Origin of the sequence: Streptomyces sp. NPDC101160, assembly GCF_044768205.1 — a bacterium.
Classification (GTDB): domain Bacteria; phylum Actinomycetota; class Actinomycetes; order Streptomycetales; family Streptomycetaceae; genus Streptomyces.
Window position 1 is genome coordinate 212985 of record NZ_JBIWPJ010000002.1, and the last position, 26400, is coordinate 239384.

Sequence of the window (26400 nt, forward strand, 5' to 3'; positions counted from 1 at the left end):
GTGAACGGGCTACGGGAGGGCGGTCAGGCAGAACTGCACCAGCCCGGCGTCGACGTCGAGGACGATCTTCTTCATCTCGGGCCACGGCGGGTGGAAGTCCATGCCCCACTCGACGGTGAAGGCGAGGACCTTGCCCCCGTCCGGGTTCACGATGTGGCGCGCGAAGGTGTAGTCGTCGCTGGTTCCGCACGTCGGGTAGAGGTCGAAGGAGGGCTCGGGGGTGTACTCGACACCGCGTACGCCCTTGAGCGCCTTGCAGAACTGCTCGGCGAGCACGGCGGAGTCGTCGTGGTCGGTCTTCGGGATGAACTCCGCGTAGAGCTGGTCGTCCTTGAGTCCGCGCTTGCCGTCGAAGGCGGGGTTCTGGAAGTTCCTGGTCGGGTCGTTGGACTGGCTGTTGTCGTCGCCCCACGGATAGAGCATCTTCTGCGTGTAGCTGTGCACGTCGACGAGCCATCGGGTCCGCACGAACTGGTCCAGGAGCCAGCGGACGTTGCGGGTCTCGGGCTCCGAGAAGGGAGCGGGCCCCTGGTACGTCTGGTTGGGGTCGGCCGGGTCGTCGGAGACATGGACCGGGGCGAGGGGATGGAAGGCGGTCCGGAAGTCGAAGAGGAAGTCGAAGTTGCGGTTGATGTCGACGCCGACCGCGGCCGGGTTGCCGCCGGACTGGGCCGGGTTGCGGTTGCGCCGCCAGTTTTCGACGACGGTCTGGCTGTAGTGCCGGCCGTCCGGGTTGACCAGCGGGAAGACCACGAGGTCGAGTCCCTCCAGGATGCTGCGCACCTGGCCGGCGGTGAAGTGCGTGCCGCCGTACGCCAGGCCGGCGCCGCCGGCGTGGGCGTGCAGCAGGTCGGCCGCGAGGTTGACGAGGATCTCGCAGCTGCCCCATTCACGGGCGTGTGCGCCACCGATCAGTACGGCGGCGGGCTTCGGCACCAGGGTGTGGACGCCGATCCGCAGGGCGCGGCAGGTCCGGCCCTCGACGCTGGGCTCGGGCAGTTCGACGAGGTCGGAGGTGTTCGGGAAGGCGGCGGCCAGACTGGTGACGCCGGAATCGACCTCGGTGATGTTCAGGTACGTCATGGCGTCGCTCCTAGGCGTCGTTCACCTTGAGGGCCAGTCCTTGCGGGACCGCGTCCGCGGCGGCGAACCTGTCCCCCTCGCCCACCTCGGCCTGGCGGGCGCGTCCGGTGGCGGTGGCGTCCTCGACGACGCTGGCCGTGACGCCGTCGCGTTCGAACACGCCGGCCTGGTCGGCGGGCACGTAGGCGTCGATGGTGCAGCTGCCGTCCTCGTGCCGGCGGACGCGGCCGCCGACGTCGGGACGGGTGTCGCGCAGCAGCGCGCGGAGGGTGTCGGCGTCCCGGGCGGTGACCCGGACGCGCAGGATCGAGTGCTCGTGGTGGGACATGACGGCCTCCCTGGGTGCCGTCGACCGACGCCGCTGACGTCGGCTGATGTCGGCTTCGAGGGTAGGGATACGTACATTTATGGGCGATGTGTACGTCGTATCCTCAGCGTGCGCCTTCGCCGTAGAACGCGTCAAGGGGCGCCTCGGGCATGCCGCTGAGCAGGCTGTCCAGGCCTTCGATCAGCTCGCGCTCGTCGTCGTACTCGGCCAATTTGGGGACGAGCGCGCGCAGTCGCGGGTACTCGGCGGCGGGCAGTCGGTGCAGGCCGAGGCGCAGCATGACGTCCGGCTCGTCGGGGTTGTCGACCACCTGGCGCTTGTCCACGAGGAGGCAGCCGAGGTTCCAGGCCACGAACGTGCGGTAGATCATCAGCGCGGTGGCGTCGTCGAAGCCGGCCCGGCCGAGGACGGCGAGGATGTGCTCGGTGAGCTGGAGCGTCGGTGCCGGGCGGCGGGCCACCGGCACGTTGAGCGGGCGGGTGGCCACCACGGGCAGGAGCTCGGGGTGGGCGTGCACCACCGCCGAGAAGGCGCGGGCGATCCGGCGCAGCTCCGCGCGCCAGGAGGGCACGGCGGCCTCGGCCGAGGTGCGCAATCGGTCGTTGACCTCGGTGAAGAAGGCCTCGACCAGGCCGTCGAGGAGCGCCTCCTTGCCGGCCGTGTACCGGTAGAGGGCCATGGGCTCCACGCCCAGGTCGGCGGCGAGACGCCGCATGGTCAGCGCCCCGAGGCCCTCCCGGTCGACCAGTGCCACGGCAGCGGCGAGCACGAGGGGGCGGCTGAGGCGCCGCCGCTTGTCGGGGGTGCCCGGGTCCGGTCCAGTCATGTCCGCACTCCCATCGCCCCGCCCGGCGACGCCCTCGGGGCGTGCCGGGGCCGGCCTGTGGATACTGGGATACACAGTACACTTACTCCAATATTGTACTTAATGCCATCGAAGTCGAAGACGCCGCCGTGTCCGGCTCGGCCACCGAGTCCGTTTCCGCGCCGTCCGCTCCCGCCCGCACGTCGATGTCGTTTTCTCGCCAGCCGTCCCCCTCCGGGATCACCCATCCTGGAGCCATGCACACCGACACCGAGCGCTGCGTCCGGGCCGTCCAGTCGAAGGACGCCCGCTTCGACGGCGTCTTCTTCACCGCCGTCCGCTCCACTCGGATCTACTGCCGGCCCAGCTGCCCGGCGGTGCCGCCCAAGCCCGAGAACATGGAGTTCCACCCCACCGCCGCCTCCTGCCAGCGGGCCGGGTTCCGGGCCTGCAAGCGCTGCCGGCCCGACACCAGCCCCGGCTCACCCGCCTGGGACGCCCGCGCCGACTCCGTGGCCCGCGCCATGCGGCTCATCAGGGACGGCATCGTCGACCGGGAGGGCGTCCCCGGGCTCGCCACCCGGCTCGGCTACTCGACCCGGCAGATCGAGCGCCAGCTGCTCGCCGAGCTCGGCGCCGGGCCGCTCGCCCTCGCCCGCGCCCAGCGGGCCCAGACCGCGCGGCTGCTCATCGAGACCACCCCGCTGCCCATGGCCGAGATCGCCTTCGCCGCCGGCTTCGCCTCGATCCGCACCTTCAACGACACCGTCCGCGAGGTCTTCGCGCTCACCCCCGGCGAGCTGCGTGCCCGCGCCGCCCGCACCGGTTCCGTACCGGCGGCCCCCTCCGGGGCGATCACCCTGCGGCTGCCGTTCCGCGCGCCCCTCAACCCCTCCAACCTCTTCGGCCACCTCGCCGCCACCGCCGTCCCCGGCGTGGAGGAGTGGCGCGACGGCGCCTACCGCAGGACGCTGAGCCTCCCGTACGGGCACGGCATCGTCGCCCTCGCCCCGCGCGCCGACCACGTCCTGTGCCGGCTCTCCCTCACAGACCCGCGCGACCTCACGCTCGCCATCAACCGCTGCCGCCGGCTGCTCGACCTCGACGCCGACCCCGTCGCCGTCGACGAACAGCTGCGCGCCGACCCGCTGCTCGCGCCGCTCGTCGACGCGGGCCCCGGGCGGCGGGTGCCGCGGACCGTGGACGCCGCCGAGTTCGCCGTACGGGCGGTGCTCGGCCAGCAGGTGTCCACGGCCGCCGCACGCACCCACGCGGCCCGGCTGGTCGCCGCGCACGGCGTGCCCGTCGAGGACCCGGAAGGCGGCCTCACCCACCTCTTCCCGACCCCCGCGGCGCTCGCCGGCCTGGACCCGGAGACCCTCGCCCTGCCGCGCAGCCGCCGCGCCACCCTGCTCAACCTCGTCACCGCGCTCGCCGACGGCAGCCTCGCCCTCGGCCCCGAGAGCGACTGGGACGAGGCCCGCGAGCGGCTGCGCGCACTGCCCGGCTTCGGCCCCTGGACCACCGAGGTCATCGCCATGCGGGCGCTCGGCGACCCCGACGCCTTCCTCCCCGGCGACCTCGGCGTGCGCCGCGCCGCCCAGGGCCTCGGCCTGCCCGCCGGGCCAGCCGCGCTCACCTCCCGGGCCGCCCGGTGGCGGCCCTGGCGGGCCTACGCCGTCCAGTACCTCTGGGCCACCGACGCCCACCCGATCAACCACCTCCCCGCGTAAGGACCTCCGCTCATGCCCACCGTGCAGCACACGGTCGTGGACAGCCCCTACGACCTGCTGACCCTGGTCGCCGTCGACGGCGTCCTCAGCCGCATGCACATGACCCAGCAGCGGCACCGCCCGCCGGAGGAGACCTTCGGCACCCCCGACCCGCGACCCTTCACCGAGGCGGTGCGCCAGCTCGACGCCTACTTCGCGGGCGAACTCACCGAGTTCGACCTGCCGTTGAAGCTCGTCGGCACCCCGTTCCAGCTCCGCGTCTGGGAACAGCTCCGGCTCATCCCGTACGGGGAGACCCGCACGTACGGCGAACTCGCCGAGGCCCTCGGCAAGCCCGCAGCCTCACGCGCCGTCGGCCTCGCCAACGGCAAGAACCCGGTCAGCATCATCGTCCCCTGCCACCGGGTGATCGGGGCCGGCGGCAGCCTCACCGGCTACGGCGGCGGCCTGGACCGCAAGAAGCGCCTGCTCGCCTTCGAAGCGGGCGCCCGCGACGACGCCCTCTTCTAGTTCCAGGACCTAGGGGGTGTCTCGCCGATCATGCCGGGCTCGTCGACGAGACACCCCCTAGCGCAGACTGTCGAGGAGCGCGGGCAGCGCCGTGCCGATCGGCTCACGGACGATCTCGTCCGCGACCGGGTCGTACGGCGTCGGCTCGGCGTTCACGATGATCAGCCGCGCCCCGTGCTCCGCCGCGATCCCGGCGAGCGAGGCCGCGGGCTGCACCTGGAGGCTCGTACCGACCGCGATGAAGACCTCCGTGGCCTTCGCGATCGACATCGCCTCGCCGAGCACCCGCGGATCGAGCCGCTGCCCGAACATCACCGTCGCCGACTTCAGGATCCCGCCGCACGCCAGGCACGCCGGATCCGCCTCACCGGCCCGCACCCGGTCCAGCGCCTCCTCCATCGGCGAGCGGGCGTGGCACGTCGTGCACACCACCGTCCGCGCGGAGCCGTGCAGTTCGAGCACCTTCCGCTCCGGCACTCCGGCCAGCTGATGCAGCCCGTCCACGTTCTGCGTGATGACCCGCAGCGCGTTCCCGCTCTTCTCGTACGCGGCGATCGCCTCGTGCGCCGCGTTCGGCCGCGCCCTGAGGACCGGCCCGTCCAGCCGCATCCGCCACGACCGGCGGCGGATCTCCGGGTCGGCCATGTACGGCCCGTAGGTGACGAGCCGCTCGGCCTCGGGGTCCTTCCGCCACAAGCCGTTGGGCCCCCGGTAGTCGGGAATGCCCGAGTCGGTGGAGATACCGGCACCACTGAGGATCGCGACCATGGTCATACCGCGAGCCTAGGTCGGCCCACGGACCTCCCGCGAGCCGATTTACCCGGCGGCCGGCACGACTGCTTCACGCGGCCCGTGCACTGCGCGGCCCGGTCAGTGTGCGGCTTGCTCAGCGTGCGGGCCCGGTCACCGCACCGGCCGGTCGCCGTACGGACCCGGTCACCGTGCGGGCCCGGTCACCGCACGGGCCCGATCACCGCACCGGCCGGCCGTTCTCCAGCTCCGCCGGGCCGCGGCCGGCCGCCAGGGCGTCCAGGGCAGCCGTCACGCGCAGGCCCAGACCCGCCAGGATGTAGCGCGGCAGCTCCGCCGGCTCCACCAGCTTCCAGGAGATCAGCTCCGTCTCCTGGAGGCGGATCGCGGCGAACTGCTCGTCGGTGAGGACACCGCCGTCGAAGAGGTACGCCACGAGCGGCGGGCGGTCCGGGCCGTGCGACCAGTCGACCGCGAGCAGCGCGCCGAGCTCCAGGTCCAGGCCGATCTCCTCGGCCGTCTCGCGACGGGCGGCCTGGCGCGGGGTCTCGCCCGCGTCGGACTCGATCGTGCCGCCCGGAAGCGCCCAGCCCTCCCGGTAGTTCGGCTCGACGACAAGGACCCGGCCGGCCCGGTCCCGGAAGAGGGCGGCGGCACCGGCCAGGACCCGGGGCAGGCTCGCGATGTACGTGGCGTAGTCAGAGGTCGTCATCCCGTCAGCGTAGCCAGCCGCACCGTCCGCTCGGCCAGCTCGCTGATCCTCGCCCGGTCGAAACCGGCGACCGCGCTGCGCACCCGGTCCGCCAGCGGCTCCGACCACTGCGCCGGGATCGCCGCCGCCCCGCACAGCACGCCTGCGACCGAACCGGCCGTCGCCCCGTTGGAGTCGGTGTCCAGGCCGCCGCGCACGGTGAGCGCGATCGTGCGGGTGAAGTCGCCCTCCCCGTACAGCAGTCCGGCGGTCAGCACGGCCGCGTTCGGGATCGTGTGGATCCAGCCCAGCGCGCCGGTCTCCTTCGCCAGCTCGGCGAGCGCCTCCGACCACTCGACGCCCGCCTCGTGCAGCGCCATCGTGTGCCGCACGGTCCGGGCCAGCCGGCAGCTCGCCGGGATCCGCTCCAGGGCGGCCGCCACCGCCGTGCGCGCGTCGGGCGCGGTGAAGGCCGCGGCCACGAGCGCGGCCGCCCACATCGCCCCGTACACCCCGTTCCCGGTGTGCGAGAGCACCGCGTCCCGGCGGGCCAGCGACGCGGCCCGGCGCGGATCGCCGGGCGAGGTCCAGCCGTACACGTCCGCCCTGATCAGCGCGCCGATCCACTCCTGGTACGGATTGTCGAAGGTGGCGGTCAGCGGCGGCTTCAGCCCGTTGGCCAGATTGCGGTAGGCCACCCGCTCGGCGGTGAACGTCTGGAGGTACGGCAGCCGCAGCAGCCACTGCTCGCCGACCTGCTCGGTGGTGAACGAGAAACCGCGGGTCTCCAGAAGGTGCAGGCCCAGGATCGTGTAGTCGATGTCGTCGTCCCGGCAGCTGCCGTGGATCCGGCCGCGCACGCACTGCGGCCACTCCGGCCGCAGCTCGAAGCCGTCCGCGCCGGCGGCCGGCGGCGCGGGCAGATAGTCGGTGAGCGGCAGCGCGCCGGTCAGCCGCAGATAGGCGTCGATCCGCTCCCGCGTCCAGTGCTCGCCGCTCTCCACCGGCTTGCCGAGCATGTTCCCGGCGATCCGCCCGGTCCAGCCGCCGAGGATCCGGTCGGCGAGTTCGCTGTGCTTGAGCAGGCCCATGCCTCCGGTGTACCGAATGCGACGCCGGGCCGCGCGCCGACGCACCGCCGCCGTGCGGCCGCCGGGCCCGTCCGGGTCACCGCCGTCGGGCCGCGTGCGACGCACCGCCGTCGGGCCCGCGGGCACGTCCGGGTCAGCCCTCGTCGGCGCGGTCGGTGTCCGGCGCCCCGGTGGTCGTCCGGCCGGCCGGCTGGGCGGGCGGTCGGGCGTCGCCGTCGCGCGCGGGCCGCTCCCCGCCCCGCTCCCGTTCCGCGATCGCCTCGCCCACCATCGCCCGTACCGCGTCCCGTACCCCGTGCAGCGCGTGCTGCCGGGCCGGGCCCGCGCCCGGGTCCGTGCGGAGCTCCTTCCACAGCGCCCAGCACAGGCCCAGCATCACGAGCACGAACGGCAGCGCCACCAGGATCGTCGCCGTCTGCAGCGACTTCAGACCGCCCGCGACGAGCAGCACGGCGGCCACCGCGGCCATCAGGACGCCCCAGGTGACCACCAGCCAGGTCGGCGGGTGCAGCGCACCGCGGCTGGTCAGCGAGCCCATCACCAGCGAGGCCGAGTCGGCGCTGGTCACGAAGTACGTCATCACCAGGAGCATCGCCAGGTACGAGGTGAGCGTGCCCAGCGGCAGCGCGTCCAGCATCGCGAACAGCGAGGCCTCCACCCCGTTCTTCACCGCGCCCGCCAGGTCCGCCGCGCCCGTCGAGTCGAGCCGGATCGCGGTGCCGCCCATCACGCAGAACCAGAGCACCGTCGCGCCCGAGGGCACGAGCAGCACCCCGACCAGGAACTCGCGGACGGTCCGGCCGCGCGAGATCCGGGCGATGAAGGTGCCCACGAAGGGTGCCCAGGACAGCCACCACGCCCAGTAGAAGATCGTCCAGGCGCCGAGCCAGGTCCGGTCCGTGAAGGCGCCGGTGCGGCTCGCCATCGGCAGCAGCTGGTACAGATAGCCGCCGAGGGACGCCGGGATCGTGTCGAGGACGTAGACGGTCGGCCCGAGCAGGAAGACGAAGACCATCATCGCGGCGGCGAGCACGATGTTCAGCGTGGACAGCCACTTCACGCCCTTGTGCAGGCCGGAGAAGGCGGAGAGCACGAAGGCCGCCGACAGCGACACGATGATGATCAGCTGGGTGGCCGTGGAGTTCTCGACGTCCATGGTGATGTTCAGGCCCTCCGCCACCTGCAGCGCGCCCAGCCCCAGGCTGGTCGCGGTGCCGAAGACGGTCGCGAAGACGGCCAGCAGATCGATCGCCTTCCCCGGCCAGGAGCGGGCCCGGCGCTCGCCCATCAGCGGGACGAAGGCGGCGCTGAGCGTGTTGCCGCGGCCCTTGCGGAAGCCCGCGTAGGCGAGCGCGAGGCCGGCGATGCCGTAGATCGCCCACGGGGTCAGCGTCCAGTGGAAGAACGAATACTCGAGCGCGGTGCGGGCCGCGGCGCCCGACCGCGGCTCGACGCCGCTCGCCGGGGGCGGGCTCAGATAGTGCTGGAGCGGCTCCCCGACTCCGTAGAACATCAGGCCGATGCCCATCCCCGCGCTGAACATCATCGCGATCCACGCGAGGTTCGTGAACTCCGGCTCCGAGTCGTCGGCGCCGAGCCGGATCCGGCCGAAGCGGCTCAGCGCGATCACCACGCACAGCGCCAGGAAGACGTCCGCGGCCGTCACGAAAAGCCAGGCGAAGTTGTCCAGGACCCAGCGCAGCGCCGAGGAGGACGCGGTGTCGAAGGAGTCCTTTCCGAGCGCCGCCCAGCACACGACGGCGACGACGGCCGCCATCCCGATCCCGATGACTTTCCCGTCCGGGCGGTTTTCGTCCGGGCGGGAACTTCGTCCAGGGATTTGATCGATCAGTTCCGTGCTCATATGGCCCCACTATGGTGCGGAATATCGCGTTATCAGGGGGTGGCACGCCGTCTTCCGGTACGGATAGGGTCGGCCTCGGCGCGACTGCCTGTTCGAAAGCAAGGGATGCAAGGTGACGGACGGAGCAGTAACTGAGGTCGCACGCGTGCTCGTCGCGGCCGACAAGTTCAAGGGCTCGCTCACGGCCGTACAGGTCGCGGAGCGGGTCACAGCAGGTCTGCGACGGGTCGTCCCGGAGCTCGGAGTGGAGACGCTGCCCGTCGCGGACGGCGGCGACGGCACCGTGGCCGCGGCCGTGGCGGCCGGGTTCGAACGGCGTGAGGTGACCGTGAGCGGGCCGCTCGGCGAGCCCGTCACGGCGGCGTTCGCGCTGCGCGGGACCACGGCGGTGGTGGAGATGGCGGAGGCGTCCGGCCTCCAGCTGCTGCCGGCCGGGGTGTTCGCCCCGCTCACCGCCACCACGTACGGCTCCGGCGAGCTGCTGCGCGCGGCGCTCGACGCCGGGGCCACCACGATCGTCTTCGGCGTGGGCGGCAGCGCCACCACCGACGGCGGCGCGGGCATGCTCGCCGCGCTCGGCGCCGTGTTCCTCGACGCCGCGGGCGAGCCCGTCGGCCCGGGCGGCGGCGCCCTCGCGCAGCTGGCCACCGCCGACCTGTCCGGCGTCGACCCGCGCCTGGCCGACGTCGACCTCGTCCTCGCCAGCGACGTGGACAACCCGCTGACCGGCCCCAAGGGCTGCGCGGCCGTCTACGGGCCGCAGAAGGGCGCGAGCCCGGAGGACGTCGAGACCCTCGACGCCGCGCTCGCGCACTACGCGGAGGTCCTGGAGCAGGCCATCGGCGCCAAGGCCGCCGAGCTGGCCGCCTCGCCCGGCGCGGGCGGCGCGGGCGGCATCGGCTACGGCGCGCTGCTGGTCGGCGCGAGCTTCCGGCCCGGCATCGAGCTGATGCTGGAGGTACTCGGCTTCGCCCCGGCCCTGGAGCGGGCCACCCTCGTCATCACCGGCGAGGGCTCGCTCGACGAGCAGACCCTGCACGGCAAGGCCCCTGCGGGCGTCGCCGCGGCGGCCCGCGCGGCCGGCAAGGAGGTCGTCGCCGTCTGCGGGCGGCTCCTGCTGGCGCCGGAGGCCCTGGGCGCCGCCGGCATCCGCCGGGCGTACCCGCTGACCGACCTGGAGCCCGACCCGGCGAAGTCGATCCCGAACGCGGGGCCGCTCCTGGAGCAGGTGGCGGCGAACGTGGCGCGCGACTTCCTGGTGTAGCGGGCGGGGGCACGGCGTGCCCCCCGGGGCGCGGCGCGCGGGGCGCGAGGGCGGCCCGGTGGTGGGCGCGCGGGCCGTTCCGGTGACCGCATTCGGGACTGCATGATTTACGGCGCGGATCACGTCGCTTGAGGAGTGCGCGTCCTTGTTTCCGCGCCACAAATCACGCTTTACGGGCCCCCTCCACGGCCCCCGCTCCCGTCCGTCGGGCGGCTGCGGCTCCGCTGGGGCTGGGGGATGGGCTGCTCACGGCAAACGAAAGGGCCCCGGACGCTTTCGCGTCCGGGGCCCTTCTCGTATCGCCTATCGCAGCTGTGCCGCCTGCGCCTCGCGCGCCTCGCGGCTCTCGCGCCGGTTGTCGCGGAAGGTGTTCACTCGTCGGGCCGTCGCGAAGAGGGGGATCACGGCGCCCAGGACCACCTGGAGGGCGCAGCCGGCCTGGAGCAGGAACTGTCCGCCGGGGGCGTCGAACGCCCACGCGGCCAGCATCGCCATCGCTCCGACGATCCAGCTGAGCATGGCCGCGGCGAGCACACCCCGCGGCTTCGGGTACTCCACACGGCTCACCATCAGCCACGCCGTGCCGATGATCGCGAGCAGGGTCGGGATGAACGGCAGCTCGAGCAGGATGATCGAGACGACCGTCAGCGCGCCGAAGGGGCTCGGCATGCCCTGGAACATGCCGTCCTTCATCGTCACGCACGAGAATCTCGCGAGCCGCAGCACCACCGCGAGCAGCACCACGATCGCGGCCACGGCCGAGACCTTCTGCTGTGCGTCGTCCGCGACCATGCCGTAGACGAGCACGAAGTAGGCCGGGGCCAGACCGAAGCTGATCAGGTCCGACAGGTTGTCGAGCTCGGCGCCCATCGGCGAGCTGCGGAGCTTGCGCGCCACGATGCCGTCGAACAGGTCGAAGATCGCCGCGGCCAGCATCAGGATCACGGCGGTGGCGGCGCTGTTGCGCGCCATGCCGGTCTCGCCGCTGCCGGTGAGGTGCGGGATGAGGATGCCGGTGGTGGTGAAGTACACCGCCATGAAGCCACAGGTGGCGTTACCGAGCGTGAGGGCGTCCGCTATGGACAGCCTCAACGACAGCGGCATCTCCTCGGCCTCGTCGGCGGCCTCCGCCGCCGTCTCGGCGGCCCAGTCGGCCGCCCGTGTGTCGGGATCAATCACGGTCAATGCGAGTCACCCCCGCGGTCGTGGCCTGACCGACCTCGACGGCGACCTCGACACCCTCCGGGAGGTAGATGTCGACCCGCGAACCGAAGCGGATCAGGCCGATCCGGTCACCCTGCTCGACCTTCGTCCCCTGCGGGATGTACGGCACGATCCGCCGCGCCACGGCGCCCGCGATCTGCACCATCTCGATGTCGCCGAGCTCGGTGTCGAAGTGCCAGACAACGCGCTCGTTGTTCTCGCTCTCCTTGTTGAACGCCGGCACGAAGCCGCCGGGGACGTGCTCCACGGACGTCACCGTGCCCGCCAGGGGCGCGCGGTTGACGTGGACGTTCAGCGGGCTCATGAAGATGGCGACCCGGGTACGGCCGTCCTTCCACGGCATGATGCTCTGCACCACACCGTCGGCGGGCGAGATGACCCGGCCCTGAGCGATCTCGCGCTCGGGGTCGCGGAAGAACCACAGCATGCCGGCCGCGAGAGCGGTGGCCGGCACGGCGACGGCCCGGGCGCGCTTCGACTTGCCCGCGCGCGCGAGGCTGAGCGCCGCGGTGGCGACGGTCGGCAGAAGCCACGGCGATGCTCCGCGTGCGATGCGTACGCCCTTGAGGCTGTCGCGGTGTGCAGAGGTTTGGCTGTGGGGCATGGATGACCTTCGTAGCGGATGATGCCGCGCTGGCAACGGGGGACGGCGGCTTTCGGGCGATGCTATCGGTTGCGAGCCGCAACTGGGCAAGCCAGAAGCCGAGTCGGCGGCCGGAAGACGAACACGGGGTGTGATCTTCTTCGCGGCCAAACCGACCCAAATCCGACAATCAACCCTGGAATCGGTACTCCTCGAGCAGCCGACGACCGATGATCATTTTCTGGATCTCGGCGGTACCTTCGCCGATCAGCAGCATCGGCGCCTCGCGGTAGAGGCGCTCGATCTCGTACTCCTTGGAGAACCCGTAACCGCCGTGAATGCGGAAGGCGTCCTCGACGACCTCCTTGCAGTATTCGGAGGCGAGGTACTTCGCCATCCCTGCTTCGAGGTCGTTTCGTTCCCCGGAGTCCTTTTTGCGTGCTGCGTTCACCATCATGGCATGAGCGGCCTCGACCTTGGTAGCCATCTCGGCCAGCTTGAACTGAATCGCCTGGTGCTGGGCGATCTGCTTACCGAAAGTGTGACGCTGCTGGGCATACTGGACACCCAGCTCGAAGGCACGCTGCGCGACACCGCAACCACGGGCCGCCACGTTCACGCGACCGACCTCGACGCCGTCCATCATTTGGTAAAACCCTCGGCCGGTGACCCCGCCCAGGACGCGATTGGCCGGAATGCGCAGTCCGTCCATGATGAGCTCGGTCGTGTCGACGCCCTTGTAACCCATCTTCTCGATCTTGCCGGGAATGGTGAGGCCCGGACGGACCTCTCCGAAACCGGGCTCCTTCTCGACGAGGAAGGTCGTCATCGACTTGTGCGGGGCGGTGCCCTCCGGGTGGCCTTCGTCACTTCGGACGAGAACCGCGACCAGCGTTGACGTGCCGCCGTTCGTCAGCCACATCTTCTGGCCGTTCAGGACGTACTCGTCGCCGTCCTTCACCGCCTTCGACGTGATCGCCGACACGTCCGAGCCGAGACCCGGCTCCGACATGGAGAACGCGCCGCGCACCTCGCCGGCCGCCATCCGCGGAAGGAAGTACTCCTTCTGCTCCTGGGTGCCGTGCTGCTTCAGCATGTACGCCACGATGAAGTGCGTGTTGATGATGCCGGACACCGACATCCAGCCGCGCGCGATCTCCTCCACGCACAGCGCGTAGGTGAGCAGCGACTCACCGAGACCGCCGTACTCCTCGGGGATCATCAGACCGAAGACGCCGAGCTCCTTGAGCCCGTCCACGATCTGCTGCGGGTACTCGTCACGGTGCTCGAGCTCCGTTGCGACCGGGATGATCTCCTTGTCGACGAAGTCCCGGACGGTGGCGAGGATCTCCTGCTGGACGTCGGTCAGACCGTGGGTCTGGGCGAGTCGCGCCATGACTACTTCGCCCCCCTTTCCGAAGGTGCGTTGAGTTCCGGGCGGCCGGGCTGCTCGCCGCCGCGCGCGTCGATGTACTCGGCGGTCGGGACCATCACCTTGCGGCGGAAGACGCACACCAGGGTGCCGTCCTGCTTGTAGCCCTTGGTCTCGACGTAGACGATGCCGCGGTCGCTCTTCGACTTCGACGGCGTCTTGTCGAGGACCGTGGTCTCGCCGTAGATGGTGTCGCCGTGGAAGGTCGGCGCCACGTGCCGCAGCGACTCGATCTCCAGATTGGCGATGGCCTTTCCGGAGACGTCCGGCACGGACATGCCGAGCAGCAGCGAGTAGATGTAGTTGCCGACGACGACGTTCTTCTTGAAGTCCGTCGTGTTCTCCGCGTAATTCACGTCCATGTGAAGCGGGTGGTGGTTCATCGTCAGCAGACAGAAGAGATGGTCGTCGTACTCGGTGACCGTCTTTCCGGGCCAGTGCTTGTAGACGGCGCCGATCTCGAACTCTTCGTAGGTGCGGCCGAACTGCATGGAACTCAGGCCTCCGGGATCTCGAACTTGGTGGTGCGCTGCATGCCGGCGGCCCGGCCCTTGCCGGAGATGACCAGCGCCATCTTGCGGGAGGCCTCGTCGATCATCTCGTCGCCGAGCATCGCGGAGCCCTTCTTCCCGCCGGCCTCGGACGTGTAGTAGTCGTACGCGTCGAGGATCAGCTCGGCGTGGTCGAAGTCCTCCTGCGAGGGCGAGAAGATCTCGTTGGCCGCGGCGACCTGGTCCGGGTGCAGCACCCACTTGCCGTCGAAGCCGAGGGCGGCGGCGCGCTGGGCGACGGCCTTGTAGCCCTCCTGGTTGCGGATCTGGAGGTACGGGCCGTCGATCGCCTGCAGGTTGTTGGCGCGGGCGGCCATCAGGATGCTCATCAGGATGTGGTGGTAGGCGTCCGCCGGGTAGCCGGGCGGCTGCTCGCCGACGACCAGCGACTTCATGTTGATGGAGGCCATGAAGTCGGCCGGGCCGAAGATGATCGTCTCGACGCGCTGCGAGGCCTGGGCGATCGCGTTCACGTTGGTGAGGCCCTGGGCGTTCTCGATCTGCGCCTCGATGCCGATCTTGCCGACCTCGAAGCCCATGGTCTTCTCGATCTGGGTGAGCAGCAGGTCGAGCGCGACGATCTGCTCGGCGTTCTGCACCTTCGGCAGCATGATGCAGTCGAGGTTCTGGCCGGCGCCCTCGACGACGGTGACGACGTCACGGTACGTCCAGTGGGTCGTCCAGTCGTTGACCCGCACGACCCGCGTCTTGCCGGTCCAGTCGCCCTCGTTCAGGAACTTCACGATGGTGTGCCGGGCCTCCGGCTTGGCCAGCGGCGCGCACGCGTCCTCCAGGTCCAGGAAGACCTGGTCGGCCGCGAGACCCTGGGCCTTCTCCAGGAAGCGCGGGTTGGAGCCGGGGACCGCGAGGCAGGAGCGGCGCGGGCGGAGCCGGTTCACAGGGGAGCTGGTCATGCGGGGACCTCCGTGCTTTCAAGGGGGCTGAGCTGGTTGGCTTTGCGGATCTCGTCGACGATACGTCCGATGATCCCGGTGATACCGAAGTCCTTCGGCGTGAAGACGGCGGCCACACCGGCCGCCCGGAGCTCCTCGGCGTCGGCGTTCGGGATGATCCCGCCGACGACGACCGGGATGTCGGCGGCGCCGGCGTCCTTCAGCCTGTCCAGGACGTCCGGCACGAGCTGGGCGTGCGAGCCGGACAGGATCGACAGGCCGACCGCGTGCACGTCCTCCTCCAGGGCCGCGTCCACGATCTGCTCGGGCGTCAGCCGGATGCCCTGGTAGACCACCTCGAAGCCGGCGTCACGGGCCCGTACGGCGATCTGCTCGGCGCCGTTGGAGTGCCCGTCCAGGCCCGGCTTGCCGACCAGGAAGCGCAGCTTGCCGACGCCCAGGTCCTGCGCCGTGCGCTCGACCTTGCTGCGCACCTCGGCGAGCGGGGAGCCCGCCTCGGCCGGCACGGCCACCGGCGCGGACGACACACCGGTCGGGGCGCGGAACTCGCCGAAGACCTCGCGCAGCGCCCCGGCCCACTCGCCGGTCGTGACGCCCGCGCGGGCGCACTCCAGGGTGGCCTCCATCAGGTTGCCGGTGCCCTTCGCGGCCTCCTTCAGCCGCTCCAGGGCCTTGCACGGCCGCGGGTGGTTGAACGGCGGCTGGTAGCGGGTGTCGCGCCAGGTCTTCAGGGCGGACACGACGCGGGCCTCGACGGCCGGGTCGACCGTCTGGATCGCGGTGTCCAGGTCGGCGGTGAGCGGGTTCGGCTCGGTCGTCTCGAAGATGTTGACGCCGACGATCTTGTCCTCGCCGGACTCGATCCGGGCCCGCCGCTCGGCGTGCGAGGAGACCAGCTGCGCCTTGAGGTAGCCGGACTCGACGGCGGCCATCGCGCCGCCCATCTCCTGGATCCGCTCGATCTCGGCCAGGCACTCGGTGACCAGGGCGTCGACCTTGGCCTCGATGACGTGCGAGCCGGCGAAGATGTCCTCGTACTCCAGCAGGTCGGACTCGTGGGCGAGCACCTGCTGGATGCGCAGCGACCACTGCTGGTCCCAGGGGCGCGGCAGGCCGAGCGCCTCGTTCCACGCCGGGAGCTGTACGGCGCGGGCGCGGGCGTCCTTGGAGAGGGTGACGGCCAGCATCTCCAGGACGATGCGCTGGACGTTGTTCTCCGGCTGGGCCTCGGTCAGGCCGAGCGAGTTGACCTGCACGCCGTAGCGGAAGCGGCGCTGCTTGGGGTCCTCGATGCCGTACCGCTCGCGGGTGACGGTGTCCCAGATGCGGCCGAAGGCGCGCATCTTGCACATCTCCTCGATGAAGCGGACGCCCGCGTTCACGAAGAAGGAGATGCGGGCGACGACCTCGCCGAACCGCTCCTGAGGGACCTGTCCCGAGTCGCGGACGGCGTCGAGGACGGCGATGGCGGTGGACATCGCGTACGCGATCTCCTGGACCGGTGTGGCCCCCGCCTCCTGCAGGTGGTAGCTGCAGATGTTGATCGGGTTCCACTTCGGGATGTGGTTCACCGTGTAGGCGATCATGTCCGTCGTCAGCCGCAGCGACGGGCCGGGCGGGAAGACGTGCGTCCCGCGCGACAGGTACTCCTTCACGATGTCGTTCTGGGTGGTGCCCTGGAGCTTGGTGACGTCCGCACCCTGCTCTTCGGCGACCACCTGGTAGAGCGCAAGGAGCCACATGGCGGTGGCGTTGATGGTCATGGAGGTGTTCATCTGCTCCAGGGGGATGTCCTGGAACAGCCGCCGCATGTCACCGAGGTGCGAGACGGGAACGCCGACCCGGCCGACCTCGCCGCGGGCGAGGACGTGGTCGGGGTCGTAGCCGGTCTGCGTGGGCAGGTCGAACGCGACCGAGAGGCCGGTCTGGCCCTTGGCGAGGTTCCGCCGGTAGAGCTCGTTCGACGCCTCGGCGGTGGAGTGACCGGCGTAGGTCCGCATGAGCCACGGCCGGTCCTTCTGACGCTCTGTCATCTGTGGTCCCGGGGTCGGATGTTAGATGTTACGGAAGCGGTTGATGGCGTCGATGTGCTTGGCCCGCAGCTCGTGGTCGCGGACGCCGAGACCCTCCTCGGGCGCGAGGGCGAGCACGCCGACCTTGCCCTGGTGCAGGTTGCGGTGCACGTCGTAGGCGGCCTGGCCGGTCTCCTCCAGGGAGTAGACCTTGGAGAGCGTCGGGTGGATCTTGCCCTTGGCGATCAGGCGGTTGGCCTCCCACGCCTCGCGGTAGTTGGCGAAGTGCGAGCCGATGATCCGCTTCAGCGACATCCACAGGTAGCGGTTGTCGTACTGGTGCATGTACCCCGAGGTCGAGGCGCAGGTGGTGATGGTGCCGCCCTTGCGGGTGACGTACACGGAGGCGCCGAAGGTCTCACGGCCCGGGTGCTCGAAGACGATGTCGATGTCCTCGCCGCCGGTCAGCTCGCGGATCTTCGAGCCGAAGCGCTTCCACTCGCGCGGGTCCTGGGTGTTCTCGTCCTTCCAGAACCTGTAGCCCTCGGCGTTGCGGTCGATGACCGCCTCGGCGCCCATGGAGCGGCAGATGTCGGCCTTCTCCGGGGAGGAGACGACACAGATCGGGTTGGCGCCGCCGGCCAGGGCGAACTGGGTGGCGTACGAGCCGAGGCCGCCGCTCGCGCCCCAGATGAGCACGTTGTCGCCCTGCTTCATGCCGGCGCCGTTGCGGGAGACCAGCTGGCGGTACGCGGTGGAGTTGACCAGGCCGGGGGCCGCGGCCTCCTCCCAGCTGAGGTGGCCGGGCTTCGGCATCAGCTGGTTGGACTTGACGAGCGCGATCTCGGCGAGGCCGCCGAAGTTGGTCTCGAAGCCCCAGATGCGCTGCTCGGGGTCGAGCATCGTGTCGTTGTGGCCGTCCGAGGACTCCAGCTCGACGCTCAGGCAGTGCGCGACGACCTCGTCGCCGGGCTTCCAGGAGTTGACGCCCGGGCCGGTGCGCAGCACGACGCCCGCGAGGTCGGAGCCGATGACGTGGTACGGCAGGTCGTGGCGCTTGGTGAGCTCGGAGAGGCGGCCGTAGCGCTCCAGGAAGCCGAAGGTCGAGACGGGCTCGAAGATCGAGGTCCAGACCGAGTTGTAGTTGACCGAGCTGGCCATGACGGCGACCAGGGCCTCGCCCGGGCCGAGCTCGGGGAGTGCCACGTCGTCCAGGTGGAGCGACTTGCGCGGGTCCTTGTCGCGGCTGGCGACCCCGGCGAACATCTCGGCCTCGTCCTTGTGGACGGTCACGGCACGGTACGACTCGGGGAGCTTGATGTTGGCGAAGTCGGCCGAGGTGGAGTCGGGCGACTGGATCGCGTCCAGGATGTCCTTCACGGATGCCTCCGGCGGTGCGGCGTCCGGCGAGGACGCGCTGGGGGTTACGTCGGGGTTGCTGCTGTGGAGGTGTGCCGTCGGTTCGGCGTGGTGGTGCGGTGGCGGCGCCGTGGTGGGGCGCGAGGGTGCCTGTGACGCAGGCGTCCGGGCGCACGAGCAGGATCGCTTGTGGGGACAGCCGGCGCACGAGGTGATCTCTGCGCGCCGGCCGCCCGGACAACATCAACGTATGGCACGCCGTGTCACCTGACAAGGCACTGCGTGCCAACAATTTCACTCAGATGCAATCTGGTGGTCACGGATGAGCGATGATCGATCGAAAACGCCTCTGAACTGGGCGGATGTCGGCGGAAACACCAAGGGCCGCTCCCGGAAAACCGGGAGCGGCCCTTGCCGTGAGGCGATGTCCTGGCAGCCTTCAGGACTTCTGGAGCGCCTGCTGGATGGTCCGCATGACCTCGTCGAGGGGTGCGTCCGTGCGGGCGACGGCGACCACCACGTCGCCCGTCGTGGAGGCGGTCGCGGCGGCCGGCGGCGCCGGTTCCGCGGCGGTGGTGCCGGCCGGGGCCGGCCGGGCGCCTATGCCCGAACCGAAGGTCTCCCGGACGATCGCGAAGGCGTGGTCGAGCTGCGCCTCCACGTCGCCCTGCCCGCCGGCCCGCAGCCAGCGGCGCAGCACGTGGTTGTGCGCGGTGACCACCGCGGAGGCGGCCACCTCGGCGAGCAGCGGGTCGTCGTTGCCGTCGTGGTGGTCGCGCTCGTCGAAGTGCCCGAGCAGATAGCGCGTGAACAGACGCTCGTAGCGGGCCACCGAGGCGATCTCGCGCTCGCGCAGGGTCGGCACCTCACGGGTGAGCCGGTAGCGGGCCACGGAGACCGCGGGCGAGCCCGCGTACATCTTCATGACCTCCTTGATGCCCCGGCACACCGTGTCGAGCGGGTGCTCGTGCGGCGGCGCGGCGTTGAGCACCGCCTCCGCGCGCACCAGGGTGTCGTCGTGGTCCGGGAAGATCGCCTCTTCCTTGGAGCGGAAGTGCCGGAAGAAGGTCCGGCGGGCCACCCCGGCCGCCGCCGCGATCTCGTCGACGGTGGTGGCCTCGTACCCCTTGGTGGCGAAGAGCTCCATGGCCGCGGTGGCCAGTTCCCGGCGCATTTTCAGCCGCTGCGCGGCGGCACGGGTCCCCGCCGCGCTCTCCGGGGAGTCGGGCGTGGACGTGGCACGGGGTGTCTTCGCGGCCTTGGACATGTCCCGAACGTACTGCATCGGAGCGGGAGTGTGCCCAGGTGGGGGAGGGGAGCCCGGCCCGGCACCGGTGGTGCCCGCCGGGCTGAGCAGCCCTCCCCAGCCCCTGTACGGCTCCGGCTGGGGCTCAGCGGCGGGCATATTCGCGGAAGCCGCGGCCGGTCTTGCGGCCGAGGCAGCCCGCGGCCACCAGGTGCTCCAGGAGCGGCGCCGGGGCGAGACCCGGGTCGCGGAACTCGCGGTGCAGCACCTTCTCGATGGCCAGCGAGACGTCCAGGCCGACCACGTCGAGCAGCTCGAACGGACCCATCGGGTAGCCGCCGCCCAGCTTCATCGCGGCGTCGATGTCGTCCAGGGTGGCGTAGTGCTCCTGGACCATCTTGATCGCGTTGTTCAGGTACGGGAAGAGCAGCGCGTTCACGATGAAGCCGGCCCGGTCGCCGCAGTCGACGCCGTGCTTCCTGATCTTCGCGGTGACCTCGCGGACGGTGGCGTGGACGTCGTCGGCGGTCAGCACCGTACGGACGATCTCCACCAGCTTCATCGCGGGCGCCGGGTTGAAGAAGTGCATGCCGATGACGTCCTGCGGGCGGCTGGTCGCCTTCGCGCAGGCGACGACCGGCAGCGAGGAGGTCGTGGTGGCCAGCACCGCGCCCGGCTTGCAGATCTTGTCGAGGCGGGCGAACAGCTCCTGCTTGATCCCCAGGTCCTCGGCGACCGCCTCGACCGCCAGGTCGACGTCGGCGAAGGCGTCCAGCGAGCCGGCCGGGACGATCCGGGCCAGCGTCTCGTCGCGCGCCTCGGCCGTCATCCGGCCCTTGTCGACCGAGCGGGCCAGGGACTTGGCGATCCGGGCCTTGGCGGTGTCGGCCTTCTCCTGCGAGCGGGCGGCGACCACGACCTCGTAACCGGCCTTGGCGAAGACCTCGACGATGCCGGAGGCCATGGTGCCGGAGCCGGCCACGCCGACCTTGCGAACCTCGCGGCTCGCGCCGCCGGCCGCCGACTCCGACGGCGTCAGCGCGTCGGGGACCACGGTGGCCGAGCCCGGCGCCTCGTAGGTGTAGAAGCCGCGGCCCGCCTTGCGGCCGGTCAGGCCCGCCTCGCTGAGCTGACCCAGGATCGGGGCCGGGGCGTGCAGCCGGTCGTGCGAGGACGCGTACATGGCGTCGAGCACGGTACGGGCGGTGTCGATGCCGATCAGGTCGAGCAGCGCCAGCGGGCCCATCGGCAGACCGCAGCCCAGCTTCATCGCCGCGTCGATGTCCTCGCGGGAGGCGTACTTGGCCTCGTACATCGCGGCGGCCTGGTTGAGGTAGCCGAAGAGCAGGCCGTCGGCGACGAAGCCGGGCCGGTCGCCGACCGCGACGGGCTCCTTGCCGAGCTCCTGCGCGAGCCGGGTGACGGCCTCGACGGCGCGCGGGTCGGTGAGGACGGAGGAGACGACCTCGACCAGCTTCATCGCCTGGACGGGCGTGAAGAAGTGCAGGCCGAGCACCCGCTCGGGGCGCGCGGAGTCGGCGGCGAGCCGGGTCACCGAGAGCGCGTTGGTGCCGGTGGCGATGATCGCGTCGGGCCGGACGATGCCGTCGAGGGCCCGGAAGACCTCCTGCTTCGTCTCGTACGACTCGGGCACGACCTCGATCACGAGGTCGGCGTCGGCGGCCGCCTGCAGGTCCGAGTAGGTGCGGAACCGGGCGAGCACGTCCTGTCGCTCCTCCTCGGTGATCCGCTCGCGGGCCACCGCGCGGGCCGTCGAGGCCTCCAGGGCGGCGACGGCCTGGGCGGCCGCGTTCTCGCTGATGTCGATGCCGATGACCTCGCGACCGGCGCGGGCCAGGACATCGGCGATGCCGGTGCCCATGGTGCCGAGACCGACGACGGCGATGGTGGAGAGAGGGGTGTCCATCAGGGGACTCCTGAGAGGAAGAGTGACGACTGAAGGCAGGGCGCGGAAGAGCGGCGCGTGGAGGGGTCGCGCGAACTCGGGTCGCACGTGAAGGGTTCACGAGAACCGGGATCGCGCGAAGGGTGGATCGCGCGAGGGCCGGATCACGCGGAGACTGGATCGCGCGAAGCCGGATCGTGCGAGGGCCGGATCACGCGAACAGGGGTCGCACGAAGCGGTATCGCGCGACGAGAGAAGGCGCGAGGAAAGAGGCGACGGACTCTGTCCCGGAGTCACGTCAGAACTGCCGAACCGACTTGCGCTCACAACGGCTGCGTCACCAGGCCGAAGTGATAACCGCGGGGGGTGTCCCGCTCACCTGAGATTAACTGCCGGGTAACGAGCGCGCCAGTCCTCGCAAGTTGAGGAATGTGTGATCTGGGTCGCGGATAGGCTTCGGAATATGAATTTCGCTGCGGACCCCGAATTCTGCTCGATGATCGATCGTTTGCGTGAAGAGATCGGGAATGGGGGTGGTGAGGTCCCCGCGGCATTCGAAGAACTCACCGGCCCCCTCCATACGGAGGAACTCCACCGGGTCCTCACCGCACCCGGGCAGCCGCTCTGGGCCCGCGAGATCGCCGCGTTCCGGCTCGGCCTGGCCGGCGACGCGCGCGCCTTCGAGGCCCTCGTGCTCTTCCTCAACCACCGCGACCCCGAGCGCTGCGTCTCCGCCGCGCACGCCCTGACCCGGCTCGGCGACCCGCGCACCGCCCGCGCCGCCGCCGCGCTCGCCACCAACGAACTCCGGGTCGCCTACGCCCTGCTGCCGGTCCGTCTGCTGGCCCGGCTGCGCGCCCCGGAGAGCGCCCCGGCCCTCGTCACCGTCCTGCGCCGCCGCCTCGCCCCCGGAGACCCGCACTGGCGCGTCGGGCTCGCCTGCGTCGAGGGCCTGGGCGACCTCGGCGACCCGGCCGCCCGCGAGGTCCTGGAGGCCGCCCTGCCGCACCCGAGGTTCGGGGGAGCGGCCCGGGAGGCGCTGGGGGCGCTGGAAGCCCTGGGGGCGGTGGGGGGTCATGGAGGTGCTGGGGCGGGTCGGACCGGTGAGTCTTCGGGTGGTGGGAGCCGGTGACTGGGAGGTGTGGCGGCAGGCGCGCCTTGCGGCGCTCGGCGAGTCGCCGCACGCCTTCAAGGCCCGGCTCGCCGACTGGGAGAGCGGTGGCGAGGCGCGCTGGCGCGAGCGGCTCGCGATGGCCGGCGCGTACAACGTCGTGGCGCTGCTCGAGGGCGAGGGTGAGGTTGAGGGTGAGGGTTACGGCGAGGTGGTGGGCGTCGCGGCCGGGATGCCCGGGGGCGAGCCGGGCGTCCGCGAGCTGCGGTCGGTGTGGGTGAGTCCGCGGGTACGGGGCCGGGGCGTCGGGGACCGGCTGATCGCGGCGGTCGAGGCGTGGGCGCGGGAGGCGGGGGCGACGCGGCTGACACTCGGCGTGCTGCCGGGGAACGGGCCGGCGCTCGCGCTGTACCGGCGGCACGGATTCGTGGTGGCGGAAAAGGGCGGGGAGGGGCAGGGCGATGAGGAGGTGGTGATGGCGAAGTCGATCTGATGGCCGCGGCGTTGTGATGTGCGTCCCGTCGGGTGACGGGGCGGGTTCCGTTGTTGACACTTTTTATTACAGTGTCGGCCATCGGTCACTCGTCCTCGCCAACTCGCCAACTCGCCAACTCGCCAAGCGGAGGCGTGACATGCCGCCTGCTACCCCGTCCGCGCTGCCTGGGCTCTCGGTCAGTTCCCATCACGTACGCGCCGTGCTGCTCGGCGCCCAGCGCCACGGCGTCGACCCCGCGCCGTTGCTCGCCCGGGCCGGCCTCCCGGCCGAACTGCCGGCGCGGGTGCCGGCCCGGCGCTTCGGGCGGCTCGTGGGCACGCTGTGGCGCCGCCTCGACGACGAACTCATCGGCTTCGGCGAGGCGCCCAGCCGCTTCGGCACCTTCGCCACCATGGCCGAGCTCGTCGTGCGCGGCAGCCACGACCTGCGCGAGGCCCTCCACCGCGGCCAGGACTTCTACGGGCTCTTCCCGGCCGGCCCCCGCTTCCGGCTCGTCGAACCGGCGGCGCGCGCGGGCGGGTTCGCGGGCGAGTTGGGGGGCGGGTTCGCGGGCGAGTTCAGGGGCGAGCTCTCGGGTGGTGTCGGGGGCGAGTTCGCGGGCGGGCTCTGGGGTGGTGTCGGGGGCGGGTTCGCGGGCGGGCTCTCGGGCGCGCTCTCGGGCGAATGCGCGGACGAGGCGCGGATCGAGTTCGACGTCTCCGGCTACGACGACCCGGTGCGCTTCGGCGCCGAGACCACCGTCGTCGTCACCCAGCGCTTCGCCGGCTGGCTCATCGGCCGCCGACTCGGCCTGCGCCGGGTCGAGTTCGGCTACCCCGAGCCCCGGCACGCCCCCGAGTACGCGCCCCTCTTCCGCGCCCCCTGCGTCTTCGGCGCGCCCCGCACTGCCGTCGTCTTCGACCGGGCCGACCTCGACGCGGCGGTCTGCCGGGACGCGGCGGCCCTGCGCGCCCTGCTCCGCCGGATCACCACCGACGTCCTGGTCTGCCGCGACGACCATGGCACCCGCACGGTCACCACCCGGGTACGGCACCTGATCTTCGCCGCCCTGCCGGCCGGGCCCGTGCCCCCGCCCGAGGAGATCGCGCACCGCCTGGCCGTCAGCCCGCAGACCCTGCGCCGCCGCCTGGCCGCCGAGGGCACCTCGTACCAGCGCCTCCGCGACCAGGTGCGCCGTGACCACGCCCTCGCCGCACTCACCCGCGACGCCCTCTCCATCGAGGACCTCTCCCAGCGCCTCGGCTTCTCCGAACCGAGCGCCTTCCACCGAGCGTTCCGCCGCTGGACGGGGTCGACACCGCGTGCGTACCAGCGACGGCGGGAGCCGACCGCCCGGAGCCACCCGAGCGAGCGGGGCGAGTTGGACCAGCCGGGCCAGCCGGAGTCGGTAGCGCGCCTGACGGCGCCGATGCTGGGCTGAACGCCGGCTCGGGCTGGGGCGGGGGCTCGGCCGCGGCTGCGGTTCGGGCCACAGGCGAGGCCCAGGGCCCGGGCGTGAGTGGGCGTGGGTCTGGCGGCCTCCCGGCCTGCGGGGTTCGAGCGCTCGCGACCCCCGGGCTCCCGGCCAGCCGGGCTGCCGGGCTCGCGGCTTCGAGATTCCGGCTGTGCCGGGTGCCGGGCCTCGCCTTCAGGGCTGGCCGACTGCTGGGCTCCTGGCATCGCGCCGGTCTCGGTCCCAGCTCCTACCGGCGGGGCCCGCCCCGGCTCTAGTCGTCGCCGTCGTCCGCGCCTCCGCCCGGTCCGTGCTTGCGGCTTGACCGCTGTGCGCCCCGCACCAGCTCGCCCGCCGCCAGCGTTGCGACGGACACGCCACGCACCCAGCGCGGGCCGCCGCGCGCCGCCCAGACGACGCAGACGCAGCCCGCGGTGGCGAGCACCACGAGCCCGGCCAAGACGAACACGATCACGTGCGTTCCCCCTTCGCTCTTTCTTTCCGTGGTCGCGGCTGTCGTCCCGGCGGGCCGCAGGCTGAGCGGTACGGTCACAGCGCACCCCTGCCGCCCGGCCTACCGTCCCCGCCATGGAAGCGATGTGCCCGTCCGGCGTCGGCGCCGTTGCCGTCCGGCCGCCGGGCCCCCGAAGATGAACGCGTGCCGGGCGGCCTTCGCCGCCCTCGGCGGGCTCGTCCTCCTCTGTCTGCTCGCGGCCGTCGTGGTGACGGCCCTGAGCGTCAAGGTGGAGGGGTCGAGCATGGCACCCACCCTGCATGACGGCGACAGGCTGCTCGCCGTTCCCGGTTCGGCGGGCGAGGTACGCCGGTTCGACGTGGTGCTGCTGCGCTCGCGCCACCAGAACGCCCTCCTGGTGAAACGGGTGATCGGACTGCCCGGCGACCGGATCGCCATCGTGTCCACCGCCCGGGACCCCTTCCAGGTCCTCATTCAGGAGCGGGGCACCGGCCCGGTCTACCGCGTGACGGCCGGCCAGTGGGACGCGCAGGCCCGGCGGACCGGGAACTGCTGCGCCGAGGACGGCACCCGCTCGGCCAGGGCAGCGCTGCGGACCGTCCCGGCCAGGGCCTTCTTCTATCTGGGCGACAACCCCGACCTCTCCGACGACTCCCGTGCCTACGGCTGGGGCGAGATCGACCGGGTCGAGGGACGGGTGGGCCTGCGCGGCGCCCTCGTACCGACCTCGGCGGAGTTGGGCCCGCGCCCGGTTCTGGAGGAGGCCCGAGGGGCGGTGCCCGGGCTGGTGCCCGCGTCGGGGCCGGGGCCGGGGCGGGCCTCGGGGGCGGGGCCGAGGCGCGCGCCGGGGATGGGGCCGGGGCCCTGAGACCGCTCAGGAGGCGGGCGATTCCTTGCCCGTGCTGAGCGCGATCCGCAGGAAGACGTCCGCGATCCGGTCGGCCGACTCCCGCAGGGAGCCGGCCGCCTGGACGATGTGGCTGGCCGTCAGGCGTACGGCGGTGTCGACCGCGAGGTCGCGCGCGACCGGGTCGACGGCGGGCCACGCCTCGGCCACGTACGCGTCGGCCATCGCCGTCGCGGTGGTGAAGGCCGCCTGGGAACGGGTCGTCAGATAGGGGAGCAGTCCGTCGCCCCGGCTGCTGGTGAGCATCGCCTTCACCAGCGGGTTGCGGGCGGCGAGGGTCAGGGTGAAGTCCACGGCCGCGGTGACCGCTTCGCGCAGGTCGTCGCGGTGTCCGTCGAGCGCGGCCTGGATGCCGACCAGGCAGCGCTCCAGCTCGCGCTGGAACAGCGCCTCGCCGACGGCCTCCTTGGAGGGGAACTCCGAGTACAGCGTCTGCCGGCTCACGCCGACGGCGCTCGCGATGTGTGCCATGCGGAGCTTGTCGAACCCGCGGTCGGCGACGAGTTCGTACGCGGCGTCCAACAGGCGCTCGCGCAGCAGCGTGCGCACCGTCTCCCTGAACCTGGCCATCGGCCCAGCCTAGTGGAGACCAATTTTCCGTCCTCTCTGTCCAGACTGTTGACACATCCTCTA

The 26400-nt window shown here is 71.7% G+C and carries 25 protein-coding genes; 7 read left to right on the forward strand and 18 right to left on the reverse strand.

The annotated features are described in order from the left end of the window. Positions 1–9 precede the first annotated feature (9 nt). From ACIRSU_RS06515 to ACIRSU_RS06525, 3 genes are all read right to left on the reverse strand, one after another. Positions 10–1083, reverse strand: a complete 1074-nt coding sequence (locus ACIRSU_RS06515) for a M14 family metallopeptidase (protein ID WP_403789589.1) — start codon at positions 1081–1083, stop codon at positions 10–12. Between the two features lie 10 nt (positions 1084–1093). Further along, positions 1094–1411 carry a hypothetical protein gene (locus tag ACIRSU_RS06520; protein ID WP_403789590.1) on the reverse strand — a complete coding sequence of 106 codons (318 nt, stop codon included), beginning with the start codon at positions 1409–1411 and terminating at the stop codon, positions 1094–1096. Between the two features lie 103 nt (positions 1412–1514). After that, positions 1515–2237, reverse strand: coding sequence for a TetR/AcrR family transcriptional regulator (locus tag ACIRSU_RS06525; RefSeq protein ID WP_403789591.1), 723 nt, complete (start codon positions 2235–2237; stop codon positions 1515–1517). 236 nt (positions 2238–2473) lie between these two features. On the opposite strand from ACIRSU_RS06525, the gene ACIRSU_RS06530 reads away from it, so the two are divergent. Both ACIRSU_RS06530 and ACIRSU_RS06535 read left to right on the forward strand, forming a co-directional pair. Next, positions 2474–3949, forward strand: coding sequence for an AlkA N-terminal domain-containing protein (locus ACIRSU_RS06530; protein WP_403789592.1), 1476 nt, complete (start codon positions 2474–2476; stop codon positions 3947–3949). Between the two features lie 12 nt (positions 3950–3961). After that, entirely contained in the window at positions 3962–4459 is a 498-nt protein-coding gene (locus ACIRSU_RS06535; RefSeq protein ID WP_403789593.1) for a methylated-DNA--[protein]-cysteine S-methyltransferase, read from the forward strand. A 57-nt stretch (positions 4460–4516) separates the two neighbouring features. Here the strand turns inward: ACIRSU_RS06535 and ACIRSU_RS06540 are convergent, their stop codons facing one another. The 4 genes from ACIRSU_RS06540 to ACIRSU_RS06555 form a co-directional block, all read right to left on the reverse strand. Then, on the reverse strand, positions 4517–5233 hold the full coding sequence (locus tag ACIRSU_RS06540) for an SIR2 family NAD-dependent protein deacylase (protein WP_403789594.1): 717 nt from the start codon (positions 5231–5233) through the stop codon (positions 4517–4519). A gap of 196 nt (positions 5234–5429) precedes the next feature. Further along, the gene (locus ACIRSU_RS06545) at positions 5430–5921 is read right to left on the reverse strand and encodes an NUDIX domain-containing protein (RefSeq protein ID WP_403789595.1); all 492 of its coding nucleotides are present in this window, start codon (positions 5919–5921) and stop codon (positions 5430–5432) included. Then, positions 5918–6991 (reverse strand): ADP-ribosylglycohydrolase family protein, encoded by a 1074-nt coding sequence (locus tag ACIRSU_RS06550; protein ID WP_403789596.1) that lies wholly within the window; start codon positions 6989–6991, stop codon positions 5918–5920. Before ACIRSU_RS06550 ends, ACIRSU_RS06545 begins: the two co-directional genes overlap by 4 nt. A gap of 133 nt (positions 6992–7124) precedes the next feature. Further along, positions 7125–8855: a BCCT family transporter gene (locus ACIRSU_RS06555; protein ID WP_403789597.1), complete on the reverse strand. Its 1731-nt coding sequence runs from the start codon at positions 8853–8855 to the stop codon at positions 7125–7127. Positions 8856–8967: 112 nt separating this feature from the next. On the opposite strand from ACIRSU_RS06555, the gene ACIRSU_RS06560 reads away from it, so the two are divergent. Next, a complete protein-coding gene (locus tag ACIRSU_RS06560; protein WP_403789598.1) occupies positions 8968–10119 on the forward strand; it encodes a glycerate kinase in 1152 nt (383 codons plus the stop codon). A gap of 303 nt (positions 10120–10422) precedes the next feature. Here the strand turns inward: ACIRSU_RS06560 and pssA are convergent, their stop codons facing one another. The 9 genes from pssA to ACIRSU_RS06605 all read right to left on the reverse strand — a co-directional run bounded on the left by pssA (position 10423) and on the right by ACIRSU_RS06605 (position 21367). Further along, complete coding sequence (gene pssA / locus ACIRSU_RS06565) at positions 10423–11298, reverse strand: CDP-diacylglycerol--serine O-phosphatidyltransferase (RefSeq protein WP_403790197.1); 876 nt, start codon at positions 11296–11298, stop codon at positions 10423–10425. Then, on the reverse strand, positions 11291–11947 hold the full coding sequence (locus ACIRSU_RS06570; RefSeq protein ID WP_389207101.1) for a phosphatidylserine decarboxylase: 657 nt from the start codon (positions 11945–11947) through the stop codon (positions 11291–11293). Before ACIRSU_RS06570 ends, pssA begins: the two co-directional genes overlap by 8 nt. 169 nt (positions 11948–12116) lie before the next feature. After that, a complete protein-coding gene (locus tag ACIRSU_RS06575) occupies positions 12117–13322 on the reverse strand; it encodes an acyl-CoA dehydrogenase family protein (RefSeq protein ID WP_403789599.1) in 1206 nt (401 codons plus the stop codon). 2 nt (positions 13323–13324) lie between these two features. Further along, the gene (locus ACIRSU_RS06580; protein WP_403789600.1) at positions 13325–13849 is read right to left on the reverse strand and encodes a MaoC family dehydratase; all 525 of its coding nucleotides are present in this window, start codon (positions 13847–13849) and stop codon (positions 13325–13327) included. A 5-nt stretch (positions 13850–13854) separates the two neighbouring features. Then, positions 13855–14823 (reverse strand): HpcH/HpaI aldolase/citrate lyase family protein, encoded by a 969-nt coding sequence (locus ACIRSU_RS06585; RefSeq protein ID WP_403789601.1) that lies wholly within the window; start codon positions 14821–14823, stop codon positions 13855–13857. Continuing rightward, positions 14820–16856, reverse strand: coding sequence for a protein meaA (locus ACIRSU_RS06590; protein WP_403789602.1), 2037 nt, complete (start codon positions 16854–16856; stop codon positions 14820–14822). The genes ACIRSU_RS06585 and ACIRSU_RS06590 overlap by 4 nt, the downstream gene beginning before the upstream one ends. 21 nt (positions 16857–16877) lie before the next feature. Beyond that, positions 16878–18215, reverse strand: coding sequence for a crotonyl-CoA carboxylase/reductase (gene ccrA, locus ACIRSU_RS06595; protein ID WP_403789603.1), 1338 nt, complete (start codon positions 18213–18215; stop codon positions 16878–16880). Between the two features lie 418 nt (positions 18216–18633). Beyond that, complete coding sequence (locus tag ACIRSU_RS06600; RefSeq protein ID WP_403789604.1) at positions 18634–19461, reverse strand: TetR family transcriptional regulator; 828 nt, start codon at positions 19459–19461, stop codon at positions 18634–18636. Between the two features lie 124 nt (positions 19462–19585). Next, positions 19586–21367: a 3-hydroxyacyl-CoA dehydrogenase family protein gene (locus ACIRSU_RS06605; RefSeq protein ID WP_403789605.1), complete on the reverse strand. Its 1782-nt coding sequence runs from the start codon at positions 21365–21367 to the stop codon at positions 19586–19588. A gap of 442 nt (positions 21368–21809) precedes the next feature. Here ACIRSU_RS06605 and ACIRSU_RS06610 point away from each other — a divergent pair, with 442 nt between their 5' ends. From ACIRSU_RS06610 to ACIRSU_RS06620, 3 genes are all read left to right on the forward strand, one after another. Beyond that, positions 21810–22478: a HEAT repeat domain-containing protein gene (locus ACIRSU_RS06610; protein WP_403789606.1), complete on the forward strand. Its 669-nt coding sequence runs from the start codon at positions 21810–21812 to the stop codon at positions 22476–22478. Further along, complete coding sequence (locus ACIRSU_RS06615; RefSeq protein WP_403789607.1) at positions 22423–22950, forward strand: GNAT family N-acetyltransferase; 528 nt, start codon at positions 22423–22425, stop codon at positions 22948–22950. The genes ACIRSU_RS06610 and ACIRSU_RS06615 overlap by 56 nt, the downstream gene beginning before the upstream one ends. Positions 22951–23089: 139 nt before the next feature. Then, positions 23090–24373 (forward strand): AraC family transcriptional regulator ligand-binding domain-containing protein, encoded by a 1284-nt coding sequence (locus ACIRSU_RS06620; protein ID WP_403789608.1) that lies wholly within the window; start codon positions 23090–23092, stop codon positions 24371–24373. A 286-nt stretch (positions 24374–24659) separates the two neighbouring features. Here ACIRSU_RS06620 and ACIRSU_RS06625 read toward each other — a convergent pair whose 3' ends face one another. Beyond that, complete coding sequence (locus ACIRSU_RS06625) at positions 24660–24860, reverse strand: hypothetical protein (RefSeq protein WP_403789609.1); 201 nt, start codon at positions 24858–24860, stop codon at positions 24660–24662. 175 nt (positions 24861–25035) lie between these two features. Between ACIRSU_RS06625 and lepB the strand changes: the two genes are divergently transcribed. After that, on the forward strand, positions 25036–25728 hold the full coding sequence (gene lepB / locus ACIRSU_RS06630; RefSeq protein WP_403789610.1) for a signal peptidase I: 693 nt from the start codon (positions 25036–25038) through the stop codon (positions 25726–25728). Between the two features lie 6 nt (positions 25729–25734). On the opposite strand, the gene ACIRSU_RS06635 is transcribed toward lepB, so the two are convergent. Next, positions 25735–26337, reverse strand: a complete 603-nt coding sequence (locus tag ACIRSU_RS06635; protein WP_403789611.1) for a TetR/AcrR family transcriptional regulator — start codon at positions 26335–26337, stop codon at positions 25735–25737. Between the last annotated feature and the right edge of the window lie 63 nt (positions 26338–26400).